This is a genomic window from Streptacidiphilus fuscans (assembly GCF_015690355.1).
Taxonomy (GTDB): domain Bacteria; phylum Actinomycetota; class Actinomycetes; order Streptomycetales; family Streptomycetaceae; genus Streptacidiphilus; species Streptacidiphilus fuscans.
On record NZ_JADPRT010000019.1, the window covers coordinates 138,825 to 165,670 of the forward strand.

The window sequence follows — 26,846 nt, forward strand, 5'->3', positions numbered from 1 at the left end:
GGGTTCGGGTCTTGGGGTCCACGTGACCAGCCTATCCTTCGGTTTCCGCACGCCCGGTGGGGTGTGCGGTCGATCCCCGGACCACGAGCGCGGTGGGCAGCGGCTCGGGTTCGGGCTCGGTCTTCGACGCGGTTTCGCGACTTTCCGACGGACCGTCGGATCGTTCACCCATCAGGGCGGTGAGCAGCCGGACGCCTGCCGCGCCCAGACGCTCGCCCGGCAGGTCCACGGTCGTCAGCGCGGGCGCGAAGAGCGGCGCGGCGACGATGTTGTCGATGCCGACGACCGACAGGTCGTCAGGAATGCGCAGTCCGAGCTCGGCAGCGACGTGGTAGACGCCCGCCGCGACCACGTCGTCGTCGCACACCACGGCACGCACCCGCTCCCCCGACCCCCGCCCCGGCCCGGGCCCCGACCCCGGCGAGGCCAGCAGCACCCGTGCGGCCTCCCTGGCGGCGTCCAGGCCGCCGTTGACGGAGACTCCGACCTCGACCACCTCGGCTCCCGACGCCGCGCGCTCGAAGCCTGCCTGGCGTGCCCGGAAGGTGTGCGCGGACTCAACCGACCGCAGATGACCGAGCCGGAGGTGACCGAGCTCACGGAGATGGGTGACCGCAGCGGCCATCCCGCCGCCCACGTCGAGCTGCTGGGTGCGCCGCTGCGGATGGCCGGCGCTGAGCGCCGGGTCGGCGTCGAGGAAGACGGTGGGCAGGCTCTCCGGCAGGTCGTCGCCGAGCTGGCTGTCGTCGGGCGAGCAGATCAGCAGACCGTCGTACTGGCCGCTGCGGGCCGCGCGGGCGAGCTCGGCATGGTCCCAGCCCGACGAGACGACGACCGACAGCTCGCCGAGCGCCGCCTCGGCCTGCGCTCCCGCGAGGACGCGGGCGAAGAACGGCCCCAGGATGTTCGGCACCGCGAGCAGCAGCAGGCCGGTCCGGCCGAGCCGGAGCTGACGGCCCGCCGCCTGCGGTTGGTAGCCCAGCTCGGCGGCCGCGGCCAGCACGCGCTCCCGCGTCGGCGCGGAGACGCGGTGCGAGGAGGCGCTGGCGGAGAAGACCAGCGAGACCGTGGCCTGGGACACCCCTGCCAGCCGGGCCACGTCCTGTCCGGTGGGGCGACGCGTCATGATCGGCGTGCCTGTGCGCTACGCGGGTGCCGGGCGGTTACTGCTGGGCGCGGAGGGCGTCGTCGACGGCGTCCTCGGCCGCGTTCTGGGCCGCGATCCGGCTGGCCATGCTGCCCGACTTGGACTTGCGGCGCTCGATGCCGCCGGTGATCTGCTCCGACATGGCGTCGCGCTGCTTGTTCAGCACGACGTAGCTGATCGGCGCGGAGACCAGGGCCGCGATGATCAGCAGCAGGAAGACACCGGAGCTGCCGGCCGTGACCGGCAGCACACCGAAGTGGGCCAGGAGCAGGGCGACCAGGAAGACGGCCAGGAAGATGCTGGCGCGCATCGCGGAGTAGCGGAGGGTCGCGTGCGAGGTACTGGGGGTGCTCACGGCTCGGTTTCTCTTTCCCTTGTCCGTGGAGGTACGACAGTCCAGTGAAGCACGCCCGCAAGGGCGATCTTCACCGGGTCCGCACGCCGCTGCGTACGTGGCGGGGCTCAGCCGCGTACGCGGCGGCCGGACGTCAGCGCAGGTCGAGCCACATGAAGACGGAGTCGCGGTCGTCGCCGGGCGCGACGCGCAGCGCTCCCGGCAGTCGGCCGACCTCCTTGTAGCCGCAACGCTCGTAGAAGCGCTCCAACCCGAGGCCGCCGCGCAGGTCGAGCTGGAGCCCGGCCAGACCCCACGCACGGGCGTGCCGCTCGGCCTCCGCGAGCAGCGCGACACCGTCGCCCCGGCCCTGGAAGTCGGGGTGCAGCATGACCCGCTTGACGGTCCGCCAGTGGTCCATCAGCGAGAACCGCATGTCCACGAGGAAGAGGGCACCGGCCATGCGGCCGGTCTCCTCGTCGTGCGCGACCAGCAGCCGGTCTCGGCCGTCGCCCGGTCCGTGACCCAGCCCGGCCAGCCCCTTCTCGGCCGTCGGCCGGACCTCCTCACGGGTGACCGGCGCGACGAAACCGATCGCGCCGCCCGCATTCGTGGCCGCAGTCCAGACGTCTATCAGGCCCTCGACCAGCTCCGGGGTGACCTCGGGGTCGAGGGTGAAACGCAGTGCCATGTACAGAGAGCCCCTGGAACCGTGCCGACTAGAACTTCATCGGCTGCGGCGTCTCGCGACGGTCGCCGTCCGGGCCCGGGTACTCACGGATGATCTCGTAGCGGGTGTTCCGCTCGACCGGGCGGAAGCCCGCGTCACGGATCAGGTCGAGCAGGTCGTCACGGGTCAGCTTGTTCGGCGTGCCGAAGCCGTCCGCGTCGTGGGTGATCTTGTACTCGACGACCGAGCCGTCCATGTCGTCCGCGCCGTGGTTGAGCATCAGCTGGGCGCCGGCCAGACCGTGCATGACCCAGAACACCTTGACGTGCGGGACGTTGTCGAAGAGCAGCCGGGAGACGGCGAAGGTGCGGATCATGTCCGCGCCGGTCGCCATGGTGGTGCGCGCCTGCAGCGTGTTGCGGACCTTGCCGTCACGCGAGTCGTGGAAGTCGTGCTGGTAGCGCAGCGGGATGAAGACCTGGAACCCGCCGGTCTCGTCCTGCAGCTCACGCAGCCGCAGCACGTGGTCCACGCGGTGGCGCGGCTCCTCGATGTGGCCGTAGAGCATGGTGGCGGGCGTCTTCAGGCCCTTGGAGTGAGCGAGGCGGTGGATCCGCGACCAGTCCTCCCAGTGGGTGTCGTGGTCGACGATGTGCTGACGCACCTCCCAGTCGAAGATCTCCGCGCCACCGCCGGTCAGCGACTCCAGACCGGCGTCGATCAGCTCGTCGAGGATCTCGTCGGCCGAGAGGCCGGAGATCTTCTCGAAGTGGTGGATCTCGGTGGCGGTGAAGGCCTTGAGCGCGACGTTCGGCAGCGCCTCCTTGAGGGCGCGCAGCGAACGCGGGTAGTACCGCCAGGGGAGGGTCGGGTGCAGGCCGTTGACGATGTGCAGCTCGGTCAGCTGGTCGTTCTCCATCGCCTTGGCGAGCTTGACCGCCTCCTCGATGCGCATCGTGTACGCGTCCTTCTCGCCCGGCTTGCGCTGGAAGCTGCAGTAGGCGCAGGAGGCGGTGCAGACGTTGGTCATGTTGAGGTGACGGTTGACGTTGAAGTGGACGACGTCGCCGTTCTTCCGCGTCCGCGCGTAGTGGGCGAGGCCACCCAGCCAGGCCAGGTCGTCGGTCTCGTAGAGCGCGACCCCGTCCTCACGACTGAGCCGCTCCCCGGCGTAGACCTTCGCCTCCAGCTCGCGCTTCAGCCCTGCGTCCATCCGCCTCATGCCTCCATCAGCAGTGGCCCTCACCGGGCCGACGATCCCCACGAGCCTACGCCCTCACTCTGACGGGATGTTGCGGTACCCGTCAGGGGCGCGGGGAACTGCCCGAGAAACCACCCACAGAGGTAGAGCACCGAACGAGCAGGGCCATCCGCACAGGGTGGTGCAGGACTCAAACGGCGAGAATCCTCGCCAAAAGCGCCGGATCCACGTTCCCGCCGCTCACCACCGCGGCGAACCGCGTGCCCGGCAGCTCCGCGCCGTGGAACAGGTACGCAGCCGTCGTCACCGCACCCGACGGCTCGGCCACGAGCCGCCCGCGGCGGGCCAGGACAGCCATCGCGTCGCGGATCTCGTCCTCCGTGACCGTGATGATGTCGTCGACGTACGCCTGGACGTGCTCCCACGGCAGCAGGCCGAGGGAGTTCGTCCGCAGCCCGTCCGCGATCGTGCGGTGGGTGTCCGCGAAGGGCCACACCTTCCGCTCGCCGGAGCGGAAGCTCTCCGCCGCGTCGCCGGCCAGGGCCGGCTCGACGCCGATGACCTTGACGCCCGGCATGGTGAGCTTCAACGCCGTTGCCACACCGCTGATCAGGCCGCCGCCGCTGACCGGGACCAGGACCGTCTGCAGGTCGAGGTCGAGAGCCGCCGCGTCGTCCGCGATCTCCATCCCGACCGTGCCCTGGCCCGCGATGACGTACGGGTCGTCGTACGGCGGGACCCAGACGTAGCCGTGCTTCTCGACCAGGTCCGCGGGCGTGGTGTCCCGCTCGTGCATGGCGACCAGGATGACCTCCGCGCCGAACGAGCGGGTGCTTTCCACCTTCACCTCGGGTGAGGTGTCCGGCATCACGATGACGGCCTGGATGCCGAGTTCGCGCGCCGCGTAGGCCACGGCCTGCGCGTGGTTGCCACTCGACTGGGCTACCACGCCCCGCGCCCGCTCCTCCGGCGTCAGCGCCGCGAGGCGGTTGTACGCGCCGCGGATCTTGAAGGCCCCGGTCGGCTGCAGGCCCTCCGGCTTCAGATGCAGCGAACGGCCGTCGGGCTGGTCCGCCCACGGGCACGGCATCAGGGGAGTGCGCACGGCCACCCCGGCGATCCGCTGTTGCGCTTCGCGCACCTCGTCCAGCGTCACCAGGGTCATACGCGCATCACACCTTCCGCTGCTCGGCGGTCACCTCGGGGTCGGGGAGCTCGACGGCGCGGTTCTCCCACTTGGTGGAGAGTACGACCGTGGTGCGCGTGCGGGCTACACCCCTGGTGCCGGAGAGGCGTTTGACGATCGACTCCAGCCCGTCGACGTCCGGGACGCGGGCCTTGAGCATGTAGGAGTCCTCGCCGGCGATGAACCAGCAGTCCTCGATCTCGGGCAGGTCGCGCAGCCGGTGCGAGACGTCGTCGTGGTCCGCCGCGTCGGTCAGCTGGAGGCCGATCAGCGCGGTGACGCCGAGGCCGAGCGAGGCCGGGTTGACCGTCGCGCGGTACCCGGTGATGACGCCGGCCTGTTCCAGCCGGTTGATCCGGTCCGTGACGCTGGGGCCCGAAAGCCCGACAAGCCGTCCCAGCTCGGCGTACGAGGCGCGCCCGTTCTCGCGCAGCGCCTGAATGAGCTGCCTGTCCACCGCGTCCATGCTGGGAAACCTGGCCTTCCAATCGTTGGGGAACGTGCCGACAGTATCCGGAATCCCAAAGTCCAGGCCGACAAGACCCCCGGTTCGCAAAGAAGATACTCCGACGAGGTGACCTCCATCACGTCGCCCCCAGCTCGCCCTCCCAGCGGCGGTAGAGAGCGTGCGGAACCTTCACCGAATCCAGCACCCGCCCGCCCACGAAGTCCACGAGCTGCTGCACGCTTCCCGACCCGGCGTAGAAGCCGGGCGAGGCGGGGATCACCACCGCGCCTTGCTGGTCCAGCTCTACGAGTTGACGCAGCGTCACTCCGGTGAGCGGGCTCTCGCGCACGCACAGCACCAGCGGCCTGCGCTCCTTGAGCGTGACGTTGGCGGCACGCTGGAGCAGGTCCTTGCTGAGCCCGATCGCGATCCCGGCGACGGCGGCGGCGCTGCACGGGACCACGATCATCCCCTTCGCGGGGTACGAGCCGCTGGACGGCCCCGCCGCGAAGTCACCCGCGGTCCAGTACCGCACGTCGTCGAGGTCGAACGGCTGCGGCTTCCCTCGGTCGAGCGGGCGCTCCAGCCACTCGCGCAGATCCTCACGCCAGTGCGCGTCCCGGAACGCGATCCCGGTCTCGTCGATGATCGTCAGCCGCGCGGCCCTGCTGACGACGACGTCGACCGCCTCCCCCGCCTCCAGCAGCCCACGGATCACCGACGCCGCGTACGGCGTCCCGGACGCCCCCGACACCCCGACGACCCATGGCTCCCGCGCTTCCTGCTTCACATGATCGACCCTAACCGCTCGGGTCAGTCGTGGACGATGCGGATGCCGGTCCGGCGGCCCAGGGTGCCGAAGGACGGCAGTAGCAGGAAGATCGCCGCGTCGAGCAGGTCGGGGCGGCCCAGGCCGACGAAGGTGGGGACGTGGCCCACGGCGCTGATCAGGGCCTCGACCGTCGGGGCGTCGGACTGCTCGAAGACGGTGTAGAAGAGGTTGCCCGGCTTGCCGTCCCAGAGCGGGTCGGCGTAGGTCTCCCAGGTCTGGTTGTTGAAGGCGCGGGCGTAGCGGGCCTCCGGGGCCAGCGCGCGGACCAGGTCGGCGCTGTGCAGGACGGGCTGCGGGAACCGGTTGGCCGCGTCGACGATCAGCTTGCCCGCCAGCGCCTCGGCGTGGGTGCGCAGGAACGCCTCGACGTCGCCCGCCGGGATGGCCAGCACGACGGTGTCCGCGGCGGCCACGGCCTCCGCCACGGTGGCGACCTTCGCGCCGGTGTCGCCCGCCGCGTCGGACGCCCCGGGGTTGCGTGACCCGAACACGACCGCGTGCCCTGCCCTGGCGAAGGCCCGGCCGAGCGTCCCGCCGATGTTGCCCGTGCCGATGACCGCCGTGGTGCCGATGCCGTTGTCGGTGCCGATGCCGTTGTCGCTCATGACGAAGCCCTCCCGTTGCTCGTCTGCCTCTGGTGAGGGTGAGCGACGGGAGGGCTCGTGATATTCCGTCAGTTACCGGGCAGCTACGGCGTCAGCCCGCGCAGCGCGAGATCCAGCAGCGCGAAGCAGAAGAGCGAGATCCCGACGAAGCCGTTGACCTGGAAGAACGCCCGGTTGAGACGGCTCAGGTCGTGCGGGCGGACGATGGTGTGCTCGTAGACGAACGCCACCGCGACCACCGCAAGGCCCATCCAGAACGCCCAGCCCGCGCCCGACAGCCAGGCGTACCAGCAGAGCAGCAGCATGGTCACCAGGTGCGCGGCGCGCGCGCCGTACAGCGCGGCCGGGACGCCGAAGCGGGCCGGGACCGAGCGGACGCCGTCGGCGCGGTCGGCCATCACGTCCTGGCAGGCGAAGATGAGGTCGAAGCCGCCGATCCAGACACCGACCGCGAGGCCCAGCACGCAGGCGGGCCAGGACCAGGTGCCGGTGACCGCCAGCCACGCCCCGATCGGGCCCATCGCCTGGGCCAGGCCGAGGATCGCGTGCGGGAAGTCGGTGAACCGCTTGCCGTAGGGGTAGACGACCATCGGGATCACCGCGATGGGCGCCAGCGCCAGGCAGAGCGGGTTGAGCAGCGCGGCGGCGGTCAGGAAGACCACCAGCGCGACCGCCGAGCCGGTGTACGCGGTCCGCATCGAGACCGCGCCGGTGACCAGCTCGCGTCCGGCGGTGCGCGGATTGCGCGCGTCGATCTCGCGGTCGATGATCCGGTTGGCCGCCATGGCGAAGGTCCGCAGGCCGACCATGCACAGCGTCACCAGGAACAGCTGCACCCAGTGCACGCGCCCGTTGGCGAGGAACATCGCCGTCAGCGCGGCGATGTAGGCGAAGGGCAGCGCGAAGACCGAGTGCTCGATCATCACCAGCCGCAGGAACGCCTTGGTTCTGCCGGCGTCGGCAGTCGCGACAGCAGTCGTCATCAGAGCCCGTACTCCTTCCAGCGCGTGTCGACCAGGGCGGCGGTCGCCGGGTCGGAGAGGACCATCTCCGGCCAGCCGCCGTCGCGGGTGTAGCCCTCCTCGGGCAGCTTGCGGGTCGCGTCGATACCCGCCTTGCCGCCCCAGAACTGCTGGTAGGAGGCGTGGTCGAGGTGGTCGACCGGTCCCTCCACGACGGACAGGTCGCGGCTGTAGTCGACGTTGCCGAGCGCCCGCCAGGCGACCTCCTGGTAGTCGTGGACGTCGCAGTCCGCGTCCACCACCACGATCAGCTTGGTCAGCGACATCATGTGCGCGCCCCAGATCGCGTGCATGACCTTCTGCGCGTGCTTCGGGTACTTCTTGTCGATCGAGACGATCACGCAGTTGTGGAAGCCGCCCGCCTCGGGCAGGTCGTAGTCCACGATGTCCGGGACGATGACCTTGAGCAGCGGCAGGAAGAACCGCTCGGTGAACTTGCCCAGCGGCCCGTCCTCGGTCGGCGGGCGGCCGACCACGATGGACTGGAGCAGCGGGCGACGGCGCATGGTGACGCAGTCGATCGTCAGCGCGGGGAACGGCTCCTGCGGCGTGTAGAAGCCGGTGTGGTCGCCGAACGGGCCCTCCGGCAGCATGACGCCCGGGTCCAGCCAGCCCTCCAGCACGACCTCGGCGTCCGCCGGGACCTGCAACGGCACGGTCTTGCAGTCGACCATCCGGACCCGCTCGCCCGCGACGAAGCCCGCGAAGAGGTACTCGTCGATGTCACCCGGCAGCGGCGCGGTCGCGGCGTAGGTGACCGCGGGCGGGCAGCCGAACGCGATCGCGACCGGCAGCTTCTCGCCGCGCTTGGCGGCGATCGCGGCGTGGTTGCGGCTGTCCTTGTGGATCTGCCAGTGCATGCCGATGGTGCGCTTGTCGTGCCGCTGCAGCCGGTAGAGGCCGAGGTTGCGGACGCCGGAGTCGGGGTCCTTGGTGTGGGTCAGGCCCAGGTTGAAGAACGAGCCGCCGTCCTCGGGCCAGGTGAAGAGCGCGGGCAGCTGCATCAGGTCGACGTCGTCGCCGGTGAGCACGACCTCCTGGACCTTGGCCTCCCCCGGCTTCACCTTCTTCGGCGGGACGTGCGTCATCCCGGCCAGCTTGCCGAACGCCTCCCGGACGCCGGTGAAGCCGTGCGGCAGCTCCGGCTTGAGCAGACCGGCGATCTTCTCGCCGATCTCGTCGGCGGACTTCAGGCCCAGCGCCTTGGCGAGGCGGCGCTCGGTGCCGAAGACGTTCATGGCCAGCGGCATCGCCGAGCCCTTGACGTTCTCGAAGAGCAGCGCCGGGCCCTTCGCCTTCTGCACCCGGTCGACGATCTCCCCGACCTCCAGGTACGGGTCGACCTCCACCTTGATCCGCTTGAGGTCGCCCTCGCGCTCCAGCGCCCGGAGGAAGGACCGTAGATCGTCGTAAGCCATAGCGCTCAGTATCCGTTACCGGCGCGGCGCGGATCGTCAGGGGGCGTCGTAGGGACCATCGTGGGCGCATGGACCTCGACTTCCACGCCATGCTCGACACCGCCGTCGACGAGGCCCGCGCGGGCCTCGCGGAGGGCGGCATCCCCATCGGCGCGGCGCTCTACGGCCCGGACGGCGAGGTGCTCGGGCGTGGCCGCAACCGCCGTGTCCAGGACGGCGACCCCTCCCTCCACGCCGAGACCTCGGCGTTCCGCGACGCGGGCCGCAGGCGCGGCTACGCGCGGACGACGATGGTGACGACGCTCTCGCCGTGCTGGTACTGCAGCGGGCTGGTCCGCCAGTTCGGCATCGGGCGTGTCGTCATCGGCGAGGCGAGGACGTTCCACGGCGGGCACGAGTGGCTGGCCGCCCACGGGGTCGAGATCGTCCTGCTGGACGATCCGACGTGCGTCCGAATGATGACGGACTTCATCGAGAGCAACCCCGTCCTCTGGCACGAGGACATCGGCGAATGAGTTGCAACACCAGGGGCGCGGGGAACGGCGCGAGAAACCACTGACAGGCGGATGGCCCTGCGCGTTCGGGGCTCTACCTGCGTGGGTGGCTTGCCGCGCAGTTCCTCGCGCCCCTGGTGTTGCAACTACCTCTCAGCTGTGGCCGAGCTCCTCGGCCGGGGTGCTCTCCTCGACGGAGCCGCCGGCGCGGTCCGGGTGGAGCGGGAGGGGTTCGAGGCTGAGTTCGTCCAGGACCGGCGGGGCCGGGACCTGGGGCGCGGGCATGACCGCCGCCTCCGAGTGGCCGCCGCAGCCGTAGCCGAGGGAGACGATCCTGCCGTCCGCAGGACCGAACTCGTTGCTGCAGATGCCGAAGGCCTGGCTCAGCGAGCCCGCGATCGGGACCAGGAAGCCGCACGTCGCGCACGAGGCGGGCGCGGCCTGCGCCATCGGCGTGTGCGCGCCGTACTCCTTCTCCCAGCGGTCCGCGGCCAGGTTGAGGCCGAGTCGGCTGAGCACCCGGGCCCGGCCCATGCCGAGCTCCTGCGCGACCGCGCCGATCTCCGCGCGTTCGTTGGACGGCGCGACCGCCGTCTCCTTGCCGGAGGGCTCGACCGCGACGTCCTCGCCCGCGAGGCCGGAGAGCTGGTCCTCGGCGAGGACGCTGTTCGGGGCGGGCTCGTCCTCGCCGGAGTAGCCCGGTTCCAGCCGCAGGTCGTCCGACTCGGTGGGCAGCAGGTCGCCGGGGCCCATGTCGCCGGGCCGAAGCCGCTCGCTCCACGGGACCCACTGCGGCGCGACCAGCGCGTCCGGGCCCGGAAGGAGCACGGTCTCGTCGAGGGTGACCTGCTTGCTGCGCGCAGCGCGGGTCACCGTCACCGCCCAGCGCCAGCCCTTGTACGCACGCTCCCGGGTCGCGAAGAAGTGCGTGACCACCCGGTCCCCGTCGGTGTCGACACCGAGGTGGTCGCCTACTGCGGACTCGCCCGCAGCCTGGACCGCGGCGCCCCGGGCGAACTCCACGGCCTCGGCGCACTGGCGGTCAGGGGTACGGCTTCGCGTCGTCGTCGCAGCACTCATCACGAACTGATTCTCTCCCAACCGTACGCACCGCTTCACCACCACCGGCTCAGCAGCACGTCGGCAGAACGGTGGAACTGCCGTGGCGCGCGATCTCGGTAGGTCGTTCAGACGGTAGAAGTCTCCGGACACCTATTCTGCTGGACGCGGTGCCCCGCTGTCCCCCTCAGGGCAGGAACCCGCCGGAACAAAGTGCGCGGAGCTGCCACAAATGTCGGGCACCATGGGAAGTGTGGCCGATGTGGTGACGGGCAGGACCCGGCGCGCGGTGGCGTCCGTGCACCGTTTCACGTCGGCTGCCGCGCTGCGCACCGGCGACTTCACCAAGGCGACCGGACGTCGGATCCGCCGCGCCACATCCGCCGAGGGCGCGGGCGAGTCGGGCCTGGCGAAACTGATCGAACTGCACGCGGTGAACTCCGCCGGCGACATGATGATCACCGTCGCGCTGGCGTCGACCATCTTCTTCTCCGTGCCGACGCACGAGGCACGCGGCCGGGTCGCCCTCTACCTGCTGATCACGATGGCGCCGTTCGTCCTGCTGGCGCCGGTGATCGGGCCGATGCTGGACCGGATCCCGAGCGGACGCCGCGCGGCGATGGCCGTCAGCCTGCTGGTCCGCGCCGGGCTGGCGTGGATGATGACGGGCGCGATCGCGGGCGCCAGCCTGCAGATCTATCCGCTCGCGCTGGGCGTCCTGGTCGCGTCCAAGGCCTACGGCGTGGTCCGCAGCGTCGTCGTGCCACGCCTTCGACCACCGCAACTTCCTCTGGTGAAGGCCAACTCGCGGGTCTCCCTGGCCGGGCTGCTGGCCACCGGCCTGGCCGGTGCCGTGGGCGCACTGCTGCACCTGATCGGTCCGGACTGGCCGCTGCGCGCGGCGTTGATCGTCTACATCGTCGGTGCCGGACTCGCCTTCTCCCTCCCGCACCAGGTCGACCTCGACAAGGGCGAGGAACGCGCCCTCCTCCACTCCCACGACCCGTCCGCCGAAGCGGGCGCCGGGCCGGGGCCGGAGGAGGTGGCGGAGCCGGGTGACGAGGTGTCGGCGGAGAAGAAGCACAAGGTCGGGCTGCGGTCGGTCGGCCCCGGCGTCGTCCTCGCGCTCGGCGCGGAGGGGACGCTGCGCTGCCTCTTCGGATTCCTGACCTTCTTCCTCGCCTTCCTCGTCCGCGAGCACCCGCTCGCCGGGCTGCCGGCGACCGTCTCCCTCGGCCTGGTCGCGGCCGCGCTGGGCATCGGCAACACGCTCGGCACGGTGATGGGCGCATGGCTGCGCACCCGCCGCCCTGAGACGATCGTCACGTTGATGCTCGCCCTGGCCCTGGTCGCCTCCCTCGCCGGGGCGGTGTTCTACGGGGCGTTCACGGTCGTGATGCTCGCCTTCGTCTCCGGGCTCACCCAGTGCCTGGGCAAGGTGGGCCTGGACGCGCTGATCCAGCGCGACGTTCCGGAGACCGTCCGGACCTCGGCGTTCGCCCGGTCGGAGACGCTGATGCAGCTGACCTGGGTGCTCGGCGGCGGGCTCGGGATCGTCCTGCCGCTGGTCGGCGAGGTCGGCATGATCACCGCTTCGGTGCTGGTGGGGGTCTCGTTCGTCTGGGCGCTGCGGACCCGGGCGACCCTCGGTCCCCGGAACACGAGCCCAGCCCCCGACGTGGCGTGATCCCCGGGGGACGGTAGCCTCAGCACCATGAGTCTTAACCGCGGTGTCGCCGCCCTTGGAGCTGTAGCCGTCGTGGGCGCCGCGACGCTCGGCATCACGATTCCCCTCGTTTCCGGTTCCGGCAAGCCGGTTCCGAACGTCGCCATCGTCGCCGGGTCGCACTGGACCCAGGTCCAGCCGCTCAAGGACTGCTACTACGGTGGCAACGCGATGACCGCCAAGCAGCAGGCCGCCTGCTCCGCCGCGGTCTCCAAGGCGGTGCAGAACAACAGCATGGCGACCGCGATCGTCCCGTCGCAGAACGGCAACTTCGGCATCAACGTCGACCAGCCGGTCACCGACCACGGCTGGAACGCCGGCTCGACCACCGAGCTGGTCCAGCAGACCACCAACGCCTACGCGGGCCCGCTGTCGATCGCCTCGGTGCTCACCACCCAGGACCCGCAGACCGGCCAGACCACCGTCAACAAGTCCGGCCCGCTCATCGTCAAGGAGCAGGACAAGGACGGCAAGATCTACGGCGTGTGGCTGCTGCAGCTGAAGGTCGCGAACTGACCGCGTCCCGCGTTCTCGTCGTCACCGCCGTCGCTCACGAAGCGGCGGCGGTGTTGCGTGGCGTCCAGCAGGCCTTCGGGCACGCCGGTCCGACCGAGCGGACGCTTCCCGGCGGCTACGCGCTGACCGCGTGCGGCCCGGTGGACGTCCTGGTCGCGGGCGTCGGCCCGGCCGCCGCAGCGGCGGCGACCGCCACGGCGCTGGCCCTCGCTCCCTCCACCTACGGTCTCGCCGTCTCGGCGGGCATCGCGGGCGGGTTCGCGCCCGTCGCGCCGGTGGGCTCCGTCGTCGTCGCGGACGCGATCGTCGCCGCCGACCTGGGCGCGCAGACCCCGGACGGCTTCGCCGACGTCACCGCGCTCGGCTTCGGCCGGGTCCGGCACACCACGCGACACGCCGACACCGTCGCGGCGTCGCTGCGCGGGCACGGCCTGCCGACCGCGCAGGGGCCGGTGCTCACCGTCTCCACCGTCACCGGCAGCGCCGAGCGCGCCGCCGAGCTGGCGCAGCGTCATCCCGGGGCCGTCGCCGAGGCGATGGAGGGTTTCGGGCTGGCCGAGGCCGCCGCCGGGCACGACGTCCCGGTGCTGGAGCTGCGCACGGTCTCCAACGCCGTCGGGCCGCGTGACCGCGCCGCCTGGCGCATCGGCGAGGCCCTGGACGCCCTGGCGGGTGCATTCGCCAACCTGCCGTGGGCGACACTGGTTCCGTGACTTCTTCCGACGCTGCTCTGTCCATCGCGTACTCCCCCTGCCCGAACGACACCTTCGTCTTCCACGCCTGGGCCCACGGCCTGGTCGAGGGCGCGGTGCCGCCCGAGGTCACCTTCGCCGACATCGACATCACCAACGGCCTCGCCGAGCGCGGCGAGCTGGACGTACTGAAGATCTCCTACGCGGCGCTGCCGTGGGTCCTCGACGACTACGTCCTGCTGCCGTGCGGCGGCGCGCTGGGCCGTGGCTGCGGCCCGCTGGTCCTCACCGGCGCCGAGGCCCCCGCCGACCCTGCGGCGCTGCGCGGCAAGACGGTCGCCGTCCCGAGCGAGCGCTCCACGGCCTACCTGCTGTTCCGCATCTGGGCGGCGGAGGCCGTCCCTGGCGGGCTGGGCCAGGTCGTGGTGATGCCGTTCCACGAGATCATGCCCGCGGTCCGCGACGGCAAGGTCGACGCCGGCCTGGTGATCCACGAGGCCCGCTTCACGTACCAGAACTACGGCCTGCGCTGCCTGGCCGACATGGGCGAGGCGTGGGAGTCCTCCACGGGCCTCCCGATCCCGCTGGGCGCGATCATCGCGAAGCGCTCGCTGGGAGAGACGCGCCTGCGGGAGCTGGCCACGGCGATCCGCACCAGCGTCGAGCAGGCCTGGGCCGAGCCGGAGGCCTCGCGCGAGTACGTGCTGGCGCACGCTCAGGAGATGGACCCGGCGGTGGCTGACCAGCACATCGGGCTGTACGTCAACGAGTTCACTGCGGACCTGGGAGACGCGGGCTACGCGGCGGTCCACGGGCTACTCGGTCGCGCGGCGGAGATGGGTCTGGTGCCCGCGGTGCCGGAGGAGAAGCTGCGCTTCCCCGCGTGAACGGCTGACCGAAGCTCCCGCAGCCGGTTGCACTATTCAGGGGCGCGGGGAACTGCGCGACAAGCCACCGACGCAGGTAGAGCCCCGAACGCAGGGCCATCCGCTCGTTAGTGGTTGCTCGCGCAGTTCCCCGCGCCCCTGAGGAAGTGCAACTTCCCCGCCGCCTGTGACTGTGGGTCAGCCGTCAAGAAAAAAGCGGGTCAGACGTCCAGCTGGTCAGCGATGTGGTGCAGCAGTGTCGCGACGCGCTTCCCCACCGGCTTGTCCGGGTAGCGGCCCTTCTGGAGGCCCGGGAGGATCTTCTCCAGCACCGTGGTGAGGTCCTGCACCATCGCCGCCAACTCGTCCGGCTTCTTCCGCGCCGCCGCGGCCAAGCTCGGGGCGTCGTCCAGCAGCGTCACCGTCAGCGCCTGATCTCCCCGGTGGCCGGCGACCACGCCGAACTCGACCCGTTGGCCCGGCTTCAGCGACTCCACCCCGACCGGCAGCGCCTTGGAGTGCACGAAGACGTCGCCGCCGTCGTCACGGGAGAGGAAGCCGAAGCCCTTCTCTGAGTTGAACCACTTCACTTTGCCCGTAGGCATGGGGAGACCTCGTCGGTGGTGAGTCGGAGTGAGTCGTACAGGGGGCGCGGCGTCCCTCGGAACGGACCGCCGCTGGTGCTGCGTGCGAAAGCGAACTAGCGCCGCGTCATTGTTCCAGGTCGATGGCGAAATGATCGACCTGATTGCTCCGCCGGAGGCACCTGCGACCGGACCTGTCCGCGGCGTACCCGCACGACTGTCATGGCGCACCTCCTCCTGCGATCGGCTGCTTCCGGGCCTCCACCGCGCGCGTACGCGCAGTCCCCGTGCGTGACGTGCATACCCCTGGAGGGCACACCGCTAACCCGCTGCTTACGACGTTGCGTACCGCGTGACGTCGGACCTGAGTCGGACGTGATGTCGGACGTGATGTCGGGCATGAGGGACGACGTGCCGGACGGCATGCTCCGCCGACCCGTTAGCGTTGATGCGTGAACACTGACTCCGCCCGCTCCGACGCCAGGCCCGGCGACGCCCTGGTCCGCGTCGGCGCGGTCCTCTTCGCGCTCGGCGCGGTCGCCACCATCGCGACCGTGACCCCGCTCTTCCTCGGGCTGCACCGGCTGCCGACCCCGGCCTACTTCGTGTGCATGGTGATGCCGCTCGGCTTCGCCGTCGCCCTCGGCGGCCTGTTCCGCTCCGCGCGCTCGCAGCGCCGGGCGGCCTGACCCCGGCCCGCTACCGGCTCAGCCGCGCAGGTGCGCCTGCAGCCACGCGGGGAACCCGGTCAGGTCCGCCAGGACCACGTCCGCGCCCGCTGCCCGGAGCGCGGCCGCGTCGTACGGGCCGGTGGTGACGCCGACGGCGACCGCCTCCGCCTGGCGCGCGCCCTCGATGTCGCCGAGGTGGTCGCCGACGTAGACGCTCGCCCCCTCGGCGCGCAGCGCACCCGCCTTGGCCGAGGCGAAGACGTCACCGTGCAGCGCGTCGACCTCGATGCCGAGCGCGTCCAGGTTCAGCCGCGCGTTCGGCGTGTGCTTGCCGGTCACCACGAGCGTCCGCCCGCCCGCCGCGCGGACGGCGGCCAGCGACTCGATCGCGCCGGGCAGCGGGGTGACGCCCTTGACGCCGTGCTCGGCGTAGAGCTGCCGGTAGCGGTCGGAGCGGGCCTTGATCTCGTCGGCGGGGAACCAGTGGGCCATCTCGATCTCGACCGGCGGCCCGAGCCGGGAGACGACCACGGCGCTGTCGATCCGGACGCCGGTCTCCTCGGCGAGCATCTCCCAGGCGCGGGCGATCCCCGGCCGGGTGTCGAGCAGCGTCATGTCGAGGTCGAATCCCACCGTCAGCGTCGTCATGCCCTCACCCTATGCGGGCGGTCCGTGGGTGATACTTCCTTCTGACGGTTGGACAAAAGCCTCAAACCGGTCAGCTGCAACCGGGCCGGCCGCACCCCGGTCGGCCCAGGGCCTGGAGGTCGGATGCCGCGCGCCTGCTCGCGCCGAGCCGTGCTCGGGGCGCTGACGGCCGCCCTCGGTGCGGCGGCCGTCTCCGCGCTGACCGGCTGCACCAGCGCGGGCGGCGCGTCCGCCACCGCGCAGTCGCCGCCGGAACCCCTCGCGGGCGCGGGCAACGGGACCGGCCAGGGCGGCACCGCGGCCCAGGTCGCGGTCACCGCGGCACCCACCCCCGCCCCCTCGCCGCAACGGACCGTGGCGGCGGCGACGGGGCCGGTCGCGGTGCCGCAGACGCCCAGCCGGGTCGTCGTCCTCGGCGCGGCCGAGCTGGACTCCGCGCTGATGCTCGGCCTCACGCCGGTCGGCGCGGCCCGCGCGATCCTGGACAGCGCGCTGCCCGGGTACTTCCCGGTGGGCTGGCTCGACTCCGTCACCGACGTCGGCCCGATCGGCGCGCCGGACCTCACGACCGTCGCCCGCCTCCGCCCCGATCTGATCCTCGGCAACCGGACCGACGACGACAGCCACTACACCGATCTCGCCGCGATCGCGCCCACCGTGCTGACCGCGACCACCGGGGCGAGCTGGAAGCAGGACTTCCAGCTCCACGCCCAGGCGCTGAACCGGCAGAGCTTCGCCGACGCCGTCACCGGCGCGTACCAGGACCACGTCCGGCAGTTCGTCAGCGCGCTGGGCGGGTCGGACCAGACGAAGAAGCAGCGGATCAGCCTGCTGCGCTTCGTCCAGGACGCCGACCCCCGCGCCTACGCGACGCAGAACTTCCTGGGCGCGATGCTCGCCGAGACCCAGCTCGGCCGCCCGGCGCCCCAGAGCGCCGCCGCACCCGACGTCGCCGTCCCCACCCCCGCGGACCTGCACCTCGCCGACGGCACCGCGCTCTTCTGGTCCACCTACGGCGATCCGGCGAAGGCACAGACGCAGCAGTTCACCACCAGCAGCCAGTGGCAGCAGCTGGGCGCGGTGAAGGGCCACCGCGTGTTCGAGGTCGACGACGACCTCTGGTTCGTCGGGATCGGCTACTTCGCGGCCAACCTGATCCTGGCTCAACTCCAGCGGTTCCTCGGTGCGTGACGGTGCGTCAGAACGCGGGGTGACCTGCTAATTACCGATGGTGTCGCGCAGATGTCTTGTGATGCACGTCACTCCGGAACACCATGGCTCTTATGCCGACGATGCCGACGACCACCCCAGATCAGGAGAAAACGCGTGCCACGGCGGCCAGGAAAGCCTTCATCGCGGAGGGCTTCGACCTGGTCGCGGACACCTACGACGAAGTCAACGGCGAGTTCTTCCGGGCCACCGCCGCCCGGCTGGTCGACCACGCGGGCCTGCGACCGGGCGACCGGGTGCTCGACCTCGGCTGCGGCCGGGGCGCGGTCCTCTTCGCCGCCGCGCAGGCCGTCGGCCCCGACGGCTACGCGGCCGGGATCGACCTCTCCTCCGGGATGGTCCACGCGACGGGGGCGGAGATCGCCTCGCGCGGCGCGCGCAACGTCGTCGTCCGGGTGGGCGACGCGGAGGACCCCGGCTACCCGGCGGCCTCCTTCGAGGCGGTCCTCGCCGGGCTGATGCTCTTCATCACCCCCGACCCCGAGGCCGCACTGACCGCAGCGCACCACATCCTCACCCCGGGCGGCCGGTTCGCAACCAGCAGCTTCGGCACCACCGACCCGCGCTGGTCACGCCCCCTGGACGCCGCATTGTCCTTCCTGGACGAGCCGCTCCCACCCTCGTCCCCGCGCCAGGGCGCGCGGGGCGGCCATCCGGCGTTCGACTCCGTCGAGTCGATCGGGAAGCTCTTCGAGTCCTGCGGCTTCACCGAGGTCCGGACGGTCGTGGAGACGACGTCGGAGGTGCTGCCGAGCGGGGACGCGTGGTGGCGATCCCTCTGGAGCACGGGCCGCAGAGCCTGGCTCTCCCGCATCCCGGCCGACCGCCTGCCCGCAGCGAAGGCCGCTGCGCTGGCGGAACTGGAGCAGCTGCGGGAGGACGGGGTCCTCCGGCGGGAGAGCGAGCTCAGGTACACGGTGGCTGCGCGGGAGTGAAGCAGCTGAGCCTGCGCTCCCGCAGGTGGTTGCACCACCTCAGAGCCTCGCGCCCCCAGCGTGCTGCAACGTCCCACGGCAGCAGAAGTCCGGTTCGTAGCGCCCGCGCGGCGGAGCCGCACATCAGCAGAGCCTCGCGCCCCTGACGATTGCAACGTCCCCACCGTTCAAAGGTGCAGACTCACCGTCGGTAGATGCGCCAGCCCAGGAACGCCGCCGACAGCGCCGCTCCGCCGCGGAGCCACGTCGCGAACGCGGCGTGGCTCGCCGCGGTGAGTTGGGCCGAGGTGAGGCCTGGGTGGCCCGGGGCGTGGCCCGTGCGGGAGTAGAGCCAGAAGCCGCAGGCGGCCGCGCAGATGCCCGGGATCCAGAGCGAAGCGATCCTGCTGACGCGGTGGCCGAACCGGTGGCCGGCGTAGGCGAAGAGCCAACCCAGCAACGCCAGGTACCACAGCCCGGTGACCAACGCGGCGACCAGCACCAGCGTGGCCAGCGACTCCACGAACGGCAGCGGCACTCGCGGCACGCGCGGCACAGCTGGAACGTCCGCGACCGCGCCGCCCGCACCTCCGGACGCCTGCCCACCGGCCAGAACGCGGCGCAGCCACGTCCGCCTCCCCGACGCGGCGTCAGGTCCGGCCTCCGCCTCCCCCGCTTCGCCCTCGCCCTCCCCGTCGGCCGCGTCCTCGTCCGCCACGGGCTGGGGCTTGGGGAGGCCGGTGACCGGGTCCATCACGTCCGCGTGCTGGTCGCGGAAGAACTCCTCCAGGAGACCGCCCGCCCAGCCGGGCGGGCTGTCGATGGGACGGGCTCCGCCGCGCCTGCCCTTGGCTCCGCGCCACCACTCGTCAGCGGCGTAGACGGAGTCGGCGTCCGCGTCGCCGAACGCGTCGGCACCGACGTCCGCGCCGCGCGCAGGTCGCGCCACGCGCTCCGAGGCGGGCGCAGCGGCCTGAGCCGGAACAGACGGACCGGACGGACCCACCTGACCGACCGGTACCGACGGACCGGAAGGCTCCGAGGGCCCGGTCGACGCCCCGGACCTCGACGCCCCCCAGCGGCGTCCGCCGGACTCGCTCGGCTCGGGGAGGCTGCCCCCGGCCGCGCGGCGGACCACCTCGTCGGGGGCGCCCAGGCCGGAGAGGATCTTGCGGACGGAGTTCACCTCGGCGCGGGTCGAGCCGGAGGACGACGCCGCCTTCTGCGCGTCGATGGTCTGGCGCAGGGAGTTGACGAGTCGGGCGCGGTCCGCCGCGGTCAGCGCGGCGGACTGGGCCAGGTCACCGACCCGGCTCAGGTAGTCGTAGACGAGCTGCTCGCTCTCGATCCCCATGCTGCCCCTGCCCTCCCCGCAGCCCGTCGGCCTGCCGGTCTGCTCGGCGGTCAGCTTAGGACAGGCCCCCGGTGCCAGGTGCGGTTGTCACACCCGTACCCGTGGATCCTCACCGGTACTCCCCAGCCCAGTCCCGCCCACCGACCCTCACCCACGACGCCCCTGCGCCCCCTTCGGCGTCACCCGGCGCAATCCGACGCCGCCGGACCCGGACCACGCGCAGACCTAGCGGGTAGCCTGAGTCGGATGAGCACCGGGAGAACCGACGGATCGCGCGCCGCCGCTCAGTCCGCCGACACCACCGCCGCCGACGGCGCGAGCTCCGCGCCGCGGACCCTCGCGGAGGACCTGCGCGGGCGGGACGACGCGGCGCTCGCCGCGCTGTTGCGCTCCCGGCCCGACCTGGTCCATCCCGTGCCCGCCGACGTCACCCAGTTGGCGACCCGCAGCTCCACCCGGGCCAGTGTGGTCCGCGCGCTGGAGCGGCTCGACCTCTTCACGCTCCAGGTGGCCGAGGCGCTGGCCGTCGCGAGCGACCCCTGTGCGCCCGCCGAACTGTACGCCCTGCTCGGCGTGGCCGAGGATCCGGCGGCTGCGGCCGCCCTCGCGCCCGCGCTGGTGACGCTGCGCGAGGCGGCGCTGCTCTGGGGCACGGACGAGCGCCTGCGGCTGATCCGGACCGCCCGCGACGTCCTGGCCCCCGCCGGTGGGCAGACCGGGCCGACCGGCCTCGGACCGACCTTCGCGGAGGCGGGCGCGGGGCTCTCTCCCGGACGGTTGCAGGAGATCCTCGCCGACGCCGGACTGCCGAGCACACACGACCAGGTGAGCGCGCTCGCCTCACTGAGCGCCCTGTTCCGGGACCGCACGCGGGCGGACGCGCTGCTCGGCGAGGCGCCGGAGGGTGCGCGGGGCGTGCTGAACAAGCTGTTGTGGGGCCCTCCTTTCGGTGCCACGCCGCCGCGCGCGGTGCGGGCCGCCGAGGCGCGCACGCCGGTGGAGTGGCTGCAGGCCCGCGGCTTCCTGCTGCCGGCCGGGCGCGACGCGGTGGTGCTGCCGCGCGAGGTCGCCCTGTACCTGCGCGGCGGGCTGGTCCACCGTCAACTGGAGCCGACCGCACCCGAGGTGGCAATCACCCGCACTCTCGACGCGGACCAGGCGGACCGGGCCGCAGCCGCCCAGGCGTTCACGGCCGTCCGCACGGTCGAGGAGGCGCTGGACCTGTGGAGCACCGACTCTCCGCCGGTGTTGCGCGCGGGTGGCCTGGGCGTCCGTGAACTGCGGCGTACCGCACAGCAGTTGGACATCTCCGAGCAGCTGACCGCGTTCTGGCTGGAACTCGCCTACGGCGCGGGCCTGCTGGCCCCGGACGGTGAGGCGGACGAGCGCTGGGCGCCGACCCCCGCCTACGACGAGTGGCTGCGCCGCCCGGTCGCCGAGCGCTGGCTGCTGCTGGCCCGGACCTGGCTGACCGCCACCCGCGTCGCCGCGCTCGTGGGCGGCCGCGACGCGAAGGACAAGGTGCTGCCCGCCCTCGGCAGCGGCCTGGACCGTGCGCTGGCCCCCGAGATCCGCCGCGACACGCTGCTCCTGCTCGCCGCGCTGCCGGTGGGCAGCGCCGGTGACGCGGGCGCCCTGACGGACCGGCTGCGCTGGGCGCACCCCTTGCGCGGCGGCGAGCTGCGCGACCGTCTGGTCACCTGGACGGTCGACGAGGCGGAGCTGCTCGGCCTGACCGGACGCGGTGCGCTGGCGCGCTTCGCCGTGCCGCTGCTGGACGGTGACGAGGCGTCGGTCGAACGGCGACTGGACGTGCTGCTGCCGCAGCCACTCGATCAGGTGATCCTTCAGCCCGACCTGACCGCGATCGCGCCCGGACCGCTCAGGACGCCGCTGGCGCAGACCCTGGCCGTCGCGGCCGACGTCGAGTCCAAGGGCGGTGCGACGGTCTACCGCTTCACGCCCGAGTCCGTGCGCCGCGCGCTCGACGCGGGCCGCAGCGCCTCGGAGCTGCACGCCTTCCTCGCCGAGCACTCCAGCACGCCGGTGCCGCAGCCGCTCAGCTACCTGGTCGACGACGTCGCCCGCCGCCACGGCCGACTCCGCATCGGCGCCGCGTCGGCGTATCTGCGCTGCGACGACGACGCGCTGCTCGACGAACTGCTGGCCGACCGCCGTGCCGCGCAGCTCCGGCTGCGCCGCCTGGCCCCGACCGTCCTGGCCGCCCAGGCGGACCCGGCGGCAGTGCTGACCCAGCTGCGGGCGATGGGCTACGCCCCGGCCGCCGAGTCCGCCGAGGGCGACGTCCTCATCTCCCGGCCCGACGCCCGGCGGACGCCGCCACGCACTCCCCCGGCCCCGGTCCCGGACGGCCCCCCGCCGGTCACCCCGGCGCTGGTCTCCGCCGCGCTCAAGGCCATCCGCGCGGGCGACCGCGCCGCCACCGTTCCCCACCGCGACGTGACCCCCGGCGGCCCGCTCCCGCGCACCCCTGCCGCCGAGACACTGGCCACCCTCCAGACGGCCGTCCTGACCGGCGACCCGGTCTGGATCGGCTACGTCAACGCGGACGGCGCGGCCCGCCAACACGTCATCGAACCCGTCCGCGTCGAGGGCGGCATCGTCACCGCCTTCGACCAGGCCGACGAGGAGATGCACACCTTCCGCCTGCACCGCATCACCGGCGTCGCCGAGCTGGCGCAGGACGAGGCCTGAGCGGATCCGCCAGCCGTGGCGCTGTAACCACAGCCAGATCACTTTCCGCTCCGGGCCGCGATGCGGGACACTTGGGGTTTGCCCACAGTCCGGCCCCGGAGGAGCGACGTACGTGAACGACGGCTCAGGTCCCCTCATCGTCCAGTCCGACAAGACGCTCCTGCTGGAGACCGGCCACGACGCCGCGGACGAGTGCCGTCGTGCCATCGCGCCCTTCGCCGAGCTGGAGCGCGCCCCCGAGCATGTGCACACCTATCGGGTCACCCCGCTGGGCCTGTGGAACGCGCGGGCCGCAGGGCACGACGCCGAGCAGGTCGTGGACGCGCTGGTCCGCTTCTCCCGCTACCCCGTGCCGCACGCGCTGCTGGTCGACATCGCGGACACCATGGACCGCTACGGCCGCCTCCAGCTGAGCAAGCACCCCGTCCACGGGCTGGTGCTGACCACGACCGACCGGCCGGTGCTCGAAGAGGTGCTGCGGTCGAAGAAGATCGCCCCGCTGGTCGGCCAGCGCTTCGACCCGGACACGGTGGCCGTGCACCCCTCCGAGCGCGGCCAGATCAAGCAGGTGCTGCTCAAGCTCGGCTGGCCCGCCGAGGACTTCGCCGGCTACGTGGACGGCGAGGCACACCCGATCGAGCTCGACCAGGACGGCTGGAAGCTGCGTCCCTACCAGGAGCAGGCCGCCGAGGGTTTCTGGCACGGCGGCTCCGGCGTCGTCGTGCTGCCCTGTGGCGCGGGCAAGACGCTGGTGGGCGCGGCAGCCATGGCCAAGGCCAAGGCGACCACGCTGATCCTGGTCACCAACACCGTCTCGGCCCGCCAGTGGAAGCACGAGCTGGTCAAGCGGACCAGCCTGACCGAGGACGAGATCGGCGAGTACAGCGGCGCCCGCAAGGAGATCCGGCCGGTCACCATCGCCACGTACCAGGTGATGACGACCAAGCGGAAGGGCGTCTACCCGCACCTGGAGCTGTTCGACTCCCGGGACTGGGGTCTGATCGTCTACGACGAGGTGCACCTGCTGCCCGCACCCGTCTTCAAGTTCACCGCGGACCTGCAGGCCCGCCGCCGGATCGGCCTCACCGCGACGCTGGTGCGGGAGGACGGGCGCGAGGGTGACGTCTTCTCACTCATCGGCCCCAAGCGCTTCGACGCCCCGTGGAAGGAGATCGAGGCGCAGGGCTACATCGCCCCCGCGGACTGCTGCGAGGTGCGGGTCACGCTGACCGACTCGGAGCGGCTCTCCTACGCGACCGCCGAACCGGAGGAGCGGTACCGGTTCTGTGCGACCACGGCGACCAAGCGCCGCGTCACCCAGGCGCTCGTCGAGAAGCACCGGGGCACGCCGACGCTGGTCATCGGCCAGTACATCGACCAGCTGGACGAGCTGGGCGAGGCGCTGGACGCACCCGTGATCAAGGGCGAGACGACGAACGCGCAGCGCGAGAAGCTGTTCGACGCCTTCCGTGAGGGCGAGATCAGCGTGCTGGTGGTGTCCAAGGTCGCCAACTTCTCCATCGACCTGCCCGAGGCGACGGTGGCGATCCAGGTCTCCGGGACCTTCGGCTCCCGTCAGGAGGAGGCCCAGCGACTCGGCCGCGTGCTGCGTCCCAAGGCGGACGGGCACATGGCGCACTTCTACTCGGTCGTGGCCCGGGACACCATCGACCAGGACTTCGCCGCGCACCGGCAGCGGTTCCTGGCCGAACAGGGCTACTCCTACCGGATCGTGGACGCGGACGACGTGCTGTAGTCGGTCTTCGACGGAGACGGAGTGGGAGTCGGACGAGTCAGGACGGCTTTCAGGACGAGGCGTCCGGGATGCCGTCACGGCCCAGCAGGACGACGGAGAGGGCCGTGGTGGCGACGATGCCGACGCCTCGGGCGCAGGCCGCTATCGGATTGCGCGGCCGGCGCTCCGCCTTGGTGGCACCACGGGCAACGACGGGGCGGTCGGGACGGACGCGGGGACGGGGGTCGACGTGTGCGGTAGCCATGTCTCCAACGTAGATTTCAGGCGCCGCGAAGTCGTCAGTCCAACGGCCGAATCCGCAGGCCCTCGGGCGTCATACCGCAGAGGGACACCGCCTCGTCCTCCCGTCAGGGTTACCCCTGATATCCGCTGAATAAAGGATTCGCCCCCGACTCGTCCGTGGGTATAAGGTTTCCGGTCTGCCGCCTTCCCGTCGTGTACGTGGGAAGGCGCCGCCCGGACGGTAACCGGGCGGCTCTCAAATTCCCTATCGCAGACTTTTTGAGACCGCTGCGCGCCGGCCACCCCCGGTGTTCCGCAGCCGGGAAGGCTTCCTCGTGCCTGCGCACACCCCCGAGTCCACCGTTTCCGTCGACTCCGACAACCCGCTCGACCGCGAGCGCGCCCATCTCGCCTTCTCCCGCTCCGCGCTACGGACCATGCGCGAGGACGTCGAGGCGCTCGACATCAGCGACGTCACAGGGAACTGGGTCAACGCCGCGATCCTGGCGCGCGAGATCGACGACCGGATCAAGGCCCTGGCCGACCTCGCCCACACCCCGCTCTTCTTCGGCCGCCTCGACTTCCTGCACGCCCCGGGCGCCGGCGTGGCCGAGGGCGGCGAGGGCGAGCGCTTCTACATCGGCCGCCGCCACGTCCACGACGCCGACGGCGACCCGATGGTCATCGACTGGCGTGCGCCCGTCTCCCAGGCCTTCTACCGGGCCAGCAAGAAGGACCCGCACGACGTCGCGCTGCGCCGCCGCTTCGGCTACACCGGCGGCGAGTTGACCGCCTACGAGGACGAGCACCTCAGCGACCCCGAGGAGACATCCGGCGCCAGCGCGCTGCTCGCGGCGGAGATCGAGCGCCCGCGCGTCGGCCCGATGCGCGACATCGTCGCGACCATCCAGCCGGAGCAGGACGAGATCGTCCGCGCCGACGTCCACGGCACGGTCTGCGTCCAGGGTGCGCCCGGCACCGGAAAGACCGCCGTCGGCCTGCACCGTGTCGCCTACCTGCTCTACGCCCACCGCGAGCGACTGGCCCGCACCGGCACCCTGGTCATCGGCCCGAACCGGTCCTTCCTCCAGTACATCGAGCAGGTCCTGCCCGCCCTGGGCGAGTTGGACGTCGCCCAGGCCACCGTCGAGGAGCTCGTCGCCCACGTCCCGATCAAGGGCACGGACACCCCGCAGGCGGCGCGCCTCAAGGGCGACGCGCGGATGGCCGAGGTGCTGCGGCGCGCGGTGCGGTCCGGCATCACCCTGCCGACCGAGGGCTGCGTGGTGGTCCGCGGCTCCCGCCGCTGGCGCGTGGCCTCGTACGAACTCGAGGACATCGTCCGCGAACTGATGGACCGTGACATCCGTTACGGCGCGGCCCAGGCAGCGCTGCCGCAGCGGATCGCGCACGCCGTCCTGGTCAAGATGGAGAACGGCGGCGAGGCCCCTGACGACCGGGTGCAGGACGCTGTCGCCCGCAACGCCGCCGTCAAGGCGACCGCGAAGGCGCTCTGGCCGGCGGTCGACCCGGCAAAGCTGGTGCTGCGCCTGCTCAGCGACGCGGAGTTCCTGGCGCAGTGCGCGGACGGCATCCTGACCGAGGACGAGCAGGCGGCCGTGCTCTGGGACAAGCCCGGCCGGAGCGTGAAGACCGCGCCGTGGACGGCCGCGGACTCCGTCCTGGTCGACGAGGCCCGCGACCTGGTCGAGCGGACCTCCTCGCTCGGCCACGTCGTGCTGGACGAGGCGCAGGACCTCTCCCCCATGCAGTACCGCGCCGTCGGCCGCCGCTGCACCACGGGCTCGGCGACCGTCCTGGGCGACATCGCCCAGGGCACGACTCCGTGGTCCACCGACACCTGGGCGACGGCCCTGCACCACCTGGGCAAGCCCGGCTCCCGGGTCGAGGAGCTCACCATGGGCTTCCGCGTCCCGGGCGAGGTGATCGACTACGCGTCGCGCCTGCTCCCCTCGATCGCCCCCGACCTGGCCCCGGCCAGCTCCATCCGCGAGAACGCGGGCGCGTTGACGATCCGTCAGATCGACGGCACGTCAGCGCCGGAGGACACACACGCCCTCGACACCGCCTCCGCGCTGACCCCCGCGACGCCCCCGGCCCTCACCGACGCCGTGGTGGCCGCCTGCGTCACCGCGCTGGAGCACGAGGGCTCGACCGGCCTGATCGCCGCGGACGCCCGCGTCCCCGCGCTCGGCGCGGCGCTGACGGCCGCGGGCCTGCCGTACCTGGAGCCCGGCACCGAGACGTCCGCGGACGCGCGGCTGACGCTGGTCCCGGCGTCACTGGCCAAGGGCCTGGAGTACGACTACGTCGTCCTCGACGAGCCCGCCGCGATCGTCGACGGCGAGGCCGACCTCCGCACGGGCCTGCGGCGCTTGTACGTGTGCCTCACCCGCGCCGTCTCCGGCCTCGACGTCCTGCACGCGCGGCCGTTGCCGCAGGCGTTGGCGTAGCCGGAGGTTGCACTCTGCCGGCGCGCGGGGTTCTGCCGAGCGTGTGCCGCCACAGGTGGTTG

Annotated in this window: 26 protein-coding genes; 11 read left to right on the forward strand and 15 right to left on the reverse strand. The window is 72.1% G+C overall.

Annotated elements, in window-relative coordinates; all coding sequences use genetic code 11:
- Window positions 1–31: 31 nt before the first annotated feature.
- The 10 genes from I2501_RS33660 to I2501_RS33705 all read right to left on the reverse strand — a co-directional run bounded on the left by I2501_RS33660 (window position 32) and on the right by I2501_RS33705 (window position 8,863).
- The gene (locus I2501_RS33660; protein ID WP_196197338.1) at window positions 32–1,126 is read right to left on the reverse strand and encodes a LacI family DNA-binding transcriptional regulator; all 1,095 of its coding nucleotides are present in this window, start codon (window positions 1,124–1,126) and stop codon (window positions 32–34) included.
- Between the two features lie 37 nt (window positions 1,127–1,163).
- Window positions 1,164–1,502, reverse strand: a complete 339-nt coding sequence (locus I2501_RS33665; protein ID WP_328806729.1) for a DUF4229 domain-containing protein — start codon at window positions 1,500–1,502, stop codon at window positions 1,164–1,166.
- A gap of 133 nt (window positions 1,503–1,635) precedes the next feature.
- Window positions 1,636–2,172, reverse strand: coding sequence for a GNAT family N-acetyltransferase (locus tag I2501_RS33670; protein ID WP_196197339.1), 537 nt, complete (start codon window positions 2,170–2,172; stop codon window positions 1,636–1,638).
- Window positions 2,173–2,200: 28 nt separating this feature from the next.
- Window positions 2,201–3,364, reverse strand: a complete 1,164-nt coding sequence (gene mqnE / locus I2501_RS33675) for an aminofutalosine synthase MqnE (RefSeq protein ID WP_196197340.1) — start codon at window positions 3,362–3,364, stop codon at window positions 2,201–2,203.
- 178 nt (window positions 3,365–3,542) lie between these two features.
- On the reverse strand, window positions 3,543–4,517 hold the full coding sequence (locus I2501_RS33680) for a threonine ammonia-lyase (RefSeq protein ID WP_196197341.1): 975 nt from the start codon (window positions 4,515–4,517) through the stop codon (window positions 3,543–3,545).
- A 7-nt stretch (window positions 4,518–4,524) separates the two neighbouring features.
- Entirely contained in the window at window positions 4,525–5,004 is a 480-nt protein-coding gene (locus tag I2501_RS33685; protein WP_196197342.1) for an Lrp/AsnC family transcriptional regulator, read from the reverse strand.
- 118 nt (window positions 5,005–5,122) lie between these two features.
- Window positions 5,123–5,776, reverse strand: coding sequence for a UbiX family flavin prenyltransferase (locus I2501_RS33690; RefSeq protein ID WP_196197343.1), 654 nt, complete (start codon window positions 5,774–5,776; stop codon window positions 5,123–5,125).
- Between the two features lie 23 nt (window positions 5,777–5,799).
- Window positions 5,800–6,495 carry an NAD(P)-binding domain-containing protein gene (locus I2501_RS33695; protein ID WP_268927013.1) on the reverse strand — a complete coding sequence of 232 codons (696 nt, stop codon included), beginning with the start codon at window positions 6,493–6,495 and terminating at the stop codon, window positions 5,800–5,802.
- An 11-nt stretch (window positions 6,496–6,506) separates the two neighbouring features.
- The gene (gene mqnP / locus I2501_RS33700; RefSeq protein ID WP_196197345.1) at window positions 6,507–7,406 is read right to left on the reverse strand and encodes a menaquinone biosynthesis prenyltransferase MqnP; all 900 of its coding nucleotides are present in this window, start codon (window positions 7,404–7,406) and stop codon (window positions 6,507–6,509) included.
- A complete protein-coding gene (locus I2501_RS33705) occupies window positions 7,406–8,863 on the reverse strand; it encodes a menaquinone biosynthesis decarboxylase (protein ID WP_196197346.1) in 1,458 nt (485 codons plus the stop codon). The genes mqnP and I2501_RS33705 overlap by 1 nt, the downstream gene beginning before the upstream one ends.
- A 68-nt stretch (window positions 8,864–8,931) precedes the next feature.
- On the opposite strand from I2501_RS33705, the gene I2501_RS33710 reads away from it, so the two are divergent.
- Window positions 8,932–9,378, forward strand: a complete 447-nt coding sequence (locus tag I2501_RS33710; RefSeq protein WP_236047494.1) for a nucleoside deaminase — start codon at window positions 8,932–8,934, stop codon at window positions 9,376–9,378.
- A gap of 132 nt (window positions 9,379–9,510) precedes the next feature.
- Here I2501_RS33710 and I2501_RS33715 read toward each other — a convergent pair whose 3' ends face one another.
- A complete protein-coding gene (locus tag I2501_RS33715) occupies window positions 9,511–10,437 on the reverse strand; it encodes a DUF3027 domain-containing protein (protein ID WP_196197347.1) in 927 nt (308 codons plus the stop codon).
- 211 nt (window positions 10,438–10,648) lie between these two features.
- On the opposite strand from I2501_RS33715, the gene I2501_RS33720 reads away from it, so the two are divergent.
- The 4 genes from I2501_RS33720 to I2501_RS33735 are packed head-to-tail and all read left to right on the forward strand — an operon-like array spanning window position 10,649 to window position 14,237.
- Window positions 10,649–12,103 (forward strand): MFS transporter, encoded by a 1,455-nt coding sequence (locus tag I2501_RS33720; protein WP_236047496.1) that lies wholly within the window; start codon window positions 10,649–10,651, stop codon window positions 12,101–12,103.
- Window positions 12,104–12,130: 27 nt separating this feature from the next.
- The gene (locus I2501_RS33725; protein WP_196197348.1) at window positions 12,131–12,658 is read left to right on the forward strand and encodes a hypothetical protein; all 528 of its coding nucleotides are present in this window, start codon (window positions 12,131–12,133) and stop codon (window positions 12,656–12,658) included.
- Window positions 12,628–13,371, forward strand: a complete 744-nt coding sequence (locus I2501_RS33730; protein ID WP_328806732.1) for a futalosine hydrolase — start codon at window positions 12,628–12,630, stop codon at window positions 13,369–13,371. The genes I2501_RS33725 and I2501_RS33730 overlap by 31 nt, the downstream gene beginning before the upstream one ends.
- Window positions 13,368–14,237 (forward strand): 1,4-dihydroxy-6-naphthoate synthase, encoded by an 870-nt coding sequence (locus I2501_RS33735; protein WP_196197349.1) that lies wholly within the window; start codon window positions 13,368–13,370, stop codon window positions 14,235–14,237. The genes I2501_RS33730 and I2501_RS33735 overlap by 4 nt, the downstream gene beginning before the upstream one ends.
- Window positions 14,238–14,437: 200 nt before the next feature.
- Here I2501_RS33735 and I2501_RS40850 read toward each other — a convergent pair whose 3' ends face one another.
- On the reverse strand, window positions 14,438–14,821 hold the full coding sequence (locus I2501_RS40850; protein ID WP_196197350.1) for a cold-shock protein: 384 nt from the start codon (window positions 14,819–14,821) through the stop codon (window positions 14,438–14,440).
- A 431-nt stretch (window positions 14,822–15,252) separates the two neighbouring features.
- Between I2501_RS40850 and I2501_RS33745 the strand changes: the two genes are divergently transcribed.
- Window positions 15,253–15,489, forward strand: coding sequence for a hypothetical protein (locus tag I2501_RS33745; RefSeq protein ID WP_196197351.1), 237 nt, complete (start codon window positions 15,253–15,255; stop codon window positions 15,487–15,489).
- An 18-nt stretch (window positions 15,490–15,507) separates the two neighbouring features.
- On the opposite strand, the gene I2501_RS33750 is transcribed toward I2501_RS33745, so the two are convergent.
- Window positions 15,508–16,119: an HAD family hydrolase gene (locus tag I2501_RS33750; RefSeq protein WP_236047497.1), complete on the reverse strand. Its 612-nt coding sequence runs from the start codon at window positions 16,117–16,119 to the stop codon at window positions 15,508–15,510.
- Between the two features lie 123 nt (window positions 16,120–16,242).
- On the opposite strand from I2501_RS33750, the gene I2501_RS33755 reads away from it, so the two are divergent.
- Together I2501_RS33755 and I2501_RS33760 are read left to right on the forward strand one after the other, a co-directional pair.
- Window positions 16,243–17,310, forward strand: a complete 1,068-nt coding sequence (locus tag I2501_RS33755) for an ABC transporter substrate-binding protein (RefSeq protein WP_196197352.1) — start codon at window positions 16,243–16,245, stop codon at window positions 17,308–17,310.
- A 92-nt stretch (window positions 17,311–17,402) separates the two neighbouring features.
- Entirely contained in the window at window positions 17,403–18,284 is an 882-nt protein-coding gene (locus I2501_RS33760; protein WP_196197353.1) for a class I SAM-dependent methyltransferase, read from the forward strand.
- Window positions 18,285–18,465: 181 nt separating this feature from the next.
- Here I2501_RS33760 and I2501_RS33765 read toward each other — a convergent pair whose 3' ends face one another.
- A complete protein-coding gene (locus I2501_RS33765; protein WP_196197354.1) occupies window positions 18,466–19,617 on the reverse strand; it encodes a hypothetical protein in 1,152 nt (383 codons plus the stop codon).
- Window positions 19,618–19,863: 246 nt separating this feature from the next.
- Between I2501_RS33765 and I2501_RS33770 the strand changes: the two genes are divergently transcribed.
- Both I2501_RS33770 and I2501_RS33775 read left to right on the forward strand, forming a co-directional pair.
- Window positions 19,864–22,332: a helicase-associated domain-containing protein gene (locus tag I2501_RS33770; RefSeq protein ID WP_196197355.1), complete on the forward strand. Its 2,469-nt coding sequence runs from the start codon at window positions 19,864–19,866 to the stop codon at window positions 22,330–22,332.
- Between the two features lie 112 nt (window positions 22,333–22,444).
- Complete coding sequence (locus I2501_RS33775) at window positions 22,445–24,088, forward strand: DNA repair helicase XPB (RefSeq protein WP_196197356.1); 1,644 nt, start codon at window positions 22,445–22,447, stop codon at window positions 24,086–24,088.
- A 49-nt stretch (window positions 24,089–24,137) separates the two neighbouring features.
- On the opposite strand, the gene I2501_RS33780 is transcribed toward I2501_RS33775, so the two are convergent.
- The gene (locus I2501_RS33780) at window positions 24,138–24,332 is read right to left on the reverse strand and encodes a hypothetical protein (RefSeq protein WP_196197357.1); all 195 of its coding nucleotides are present in this window, start codon (window positions 24,330–24,332) and stop codon (window positions 24,138–24,140) included.
- A gap of 313 nt (window positions 24,333–24,645) precedes the next feature.
- Between I2501_RS33780 and I2501_RS33785 the strand changes: the two genes are divergently transcribed.
- Window positions 24,646–26,784 (forward strand): AAA family ATPase, encoded by a 2,139-nt coding sequence (locus I2501_RS33785; RefSeq protein ID WP_328806733.1) that lies wholly within the window; start codon window positions 24,646–24,648, stop codon window positions 26,782–26,784.
- Window positions 26,785–26,846 lie beyond the last annotated feature (62 nt).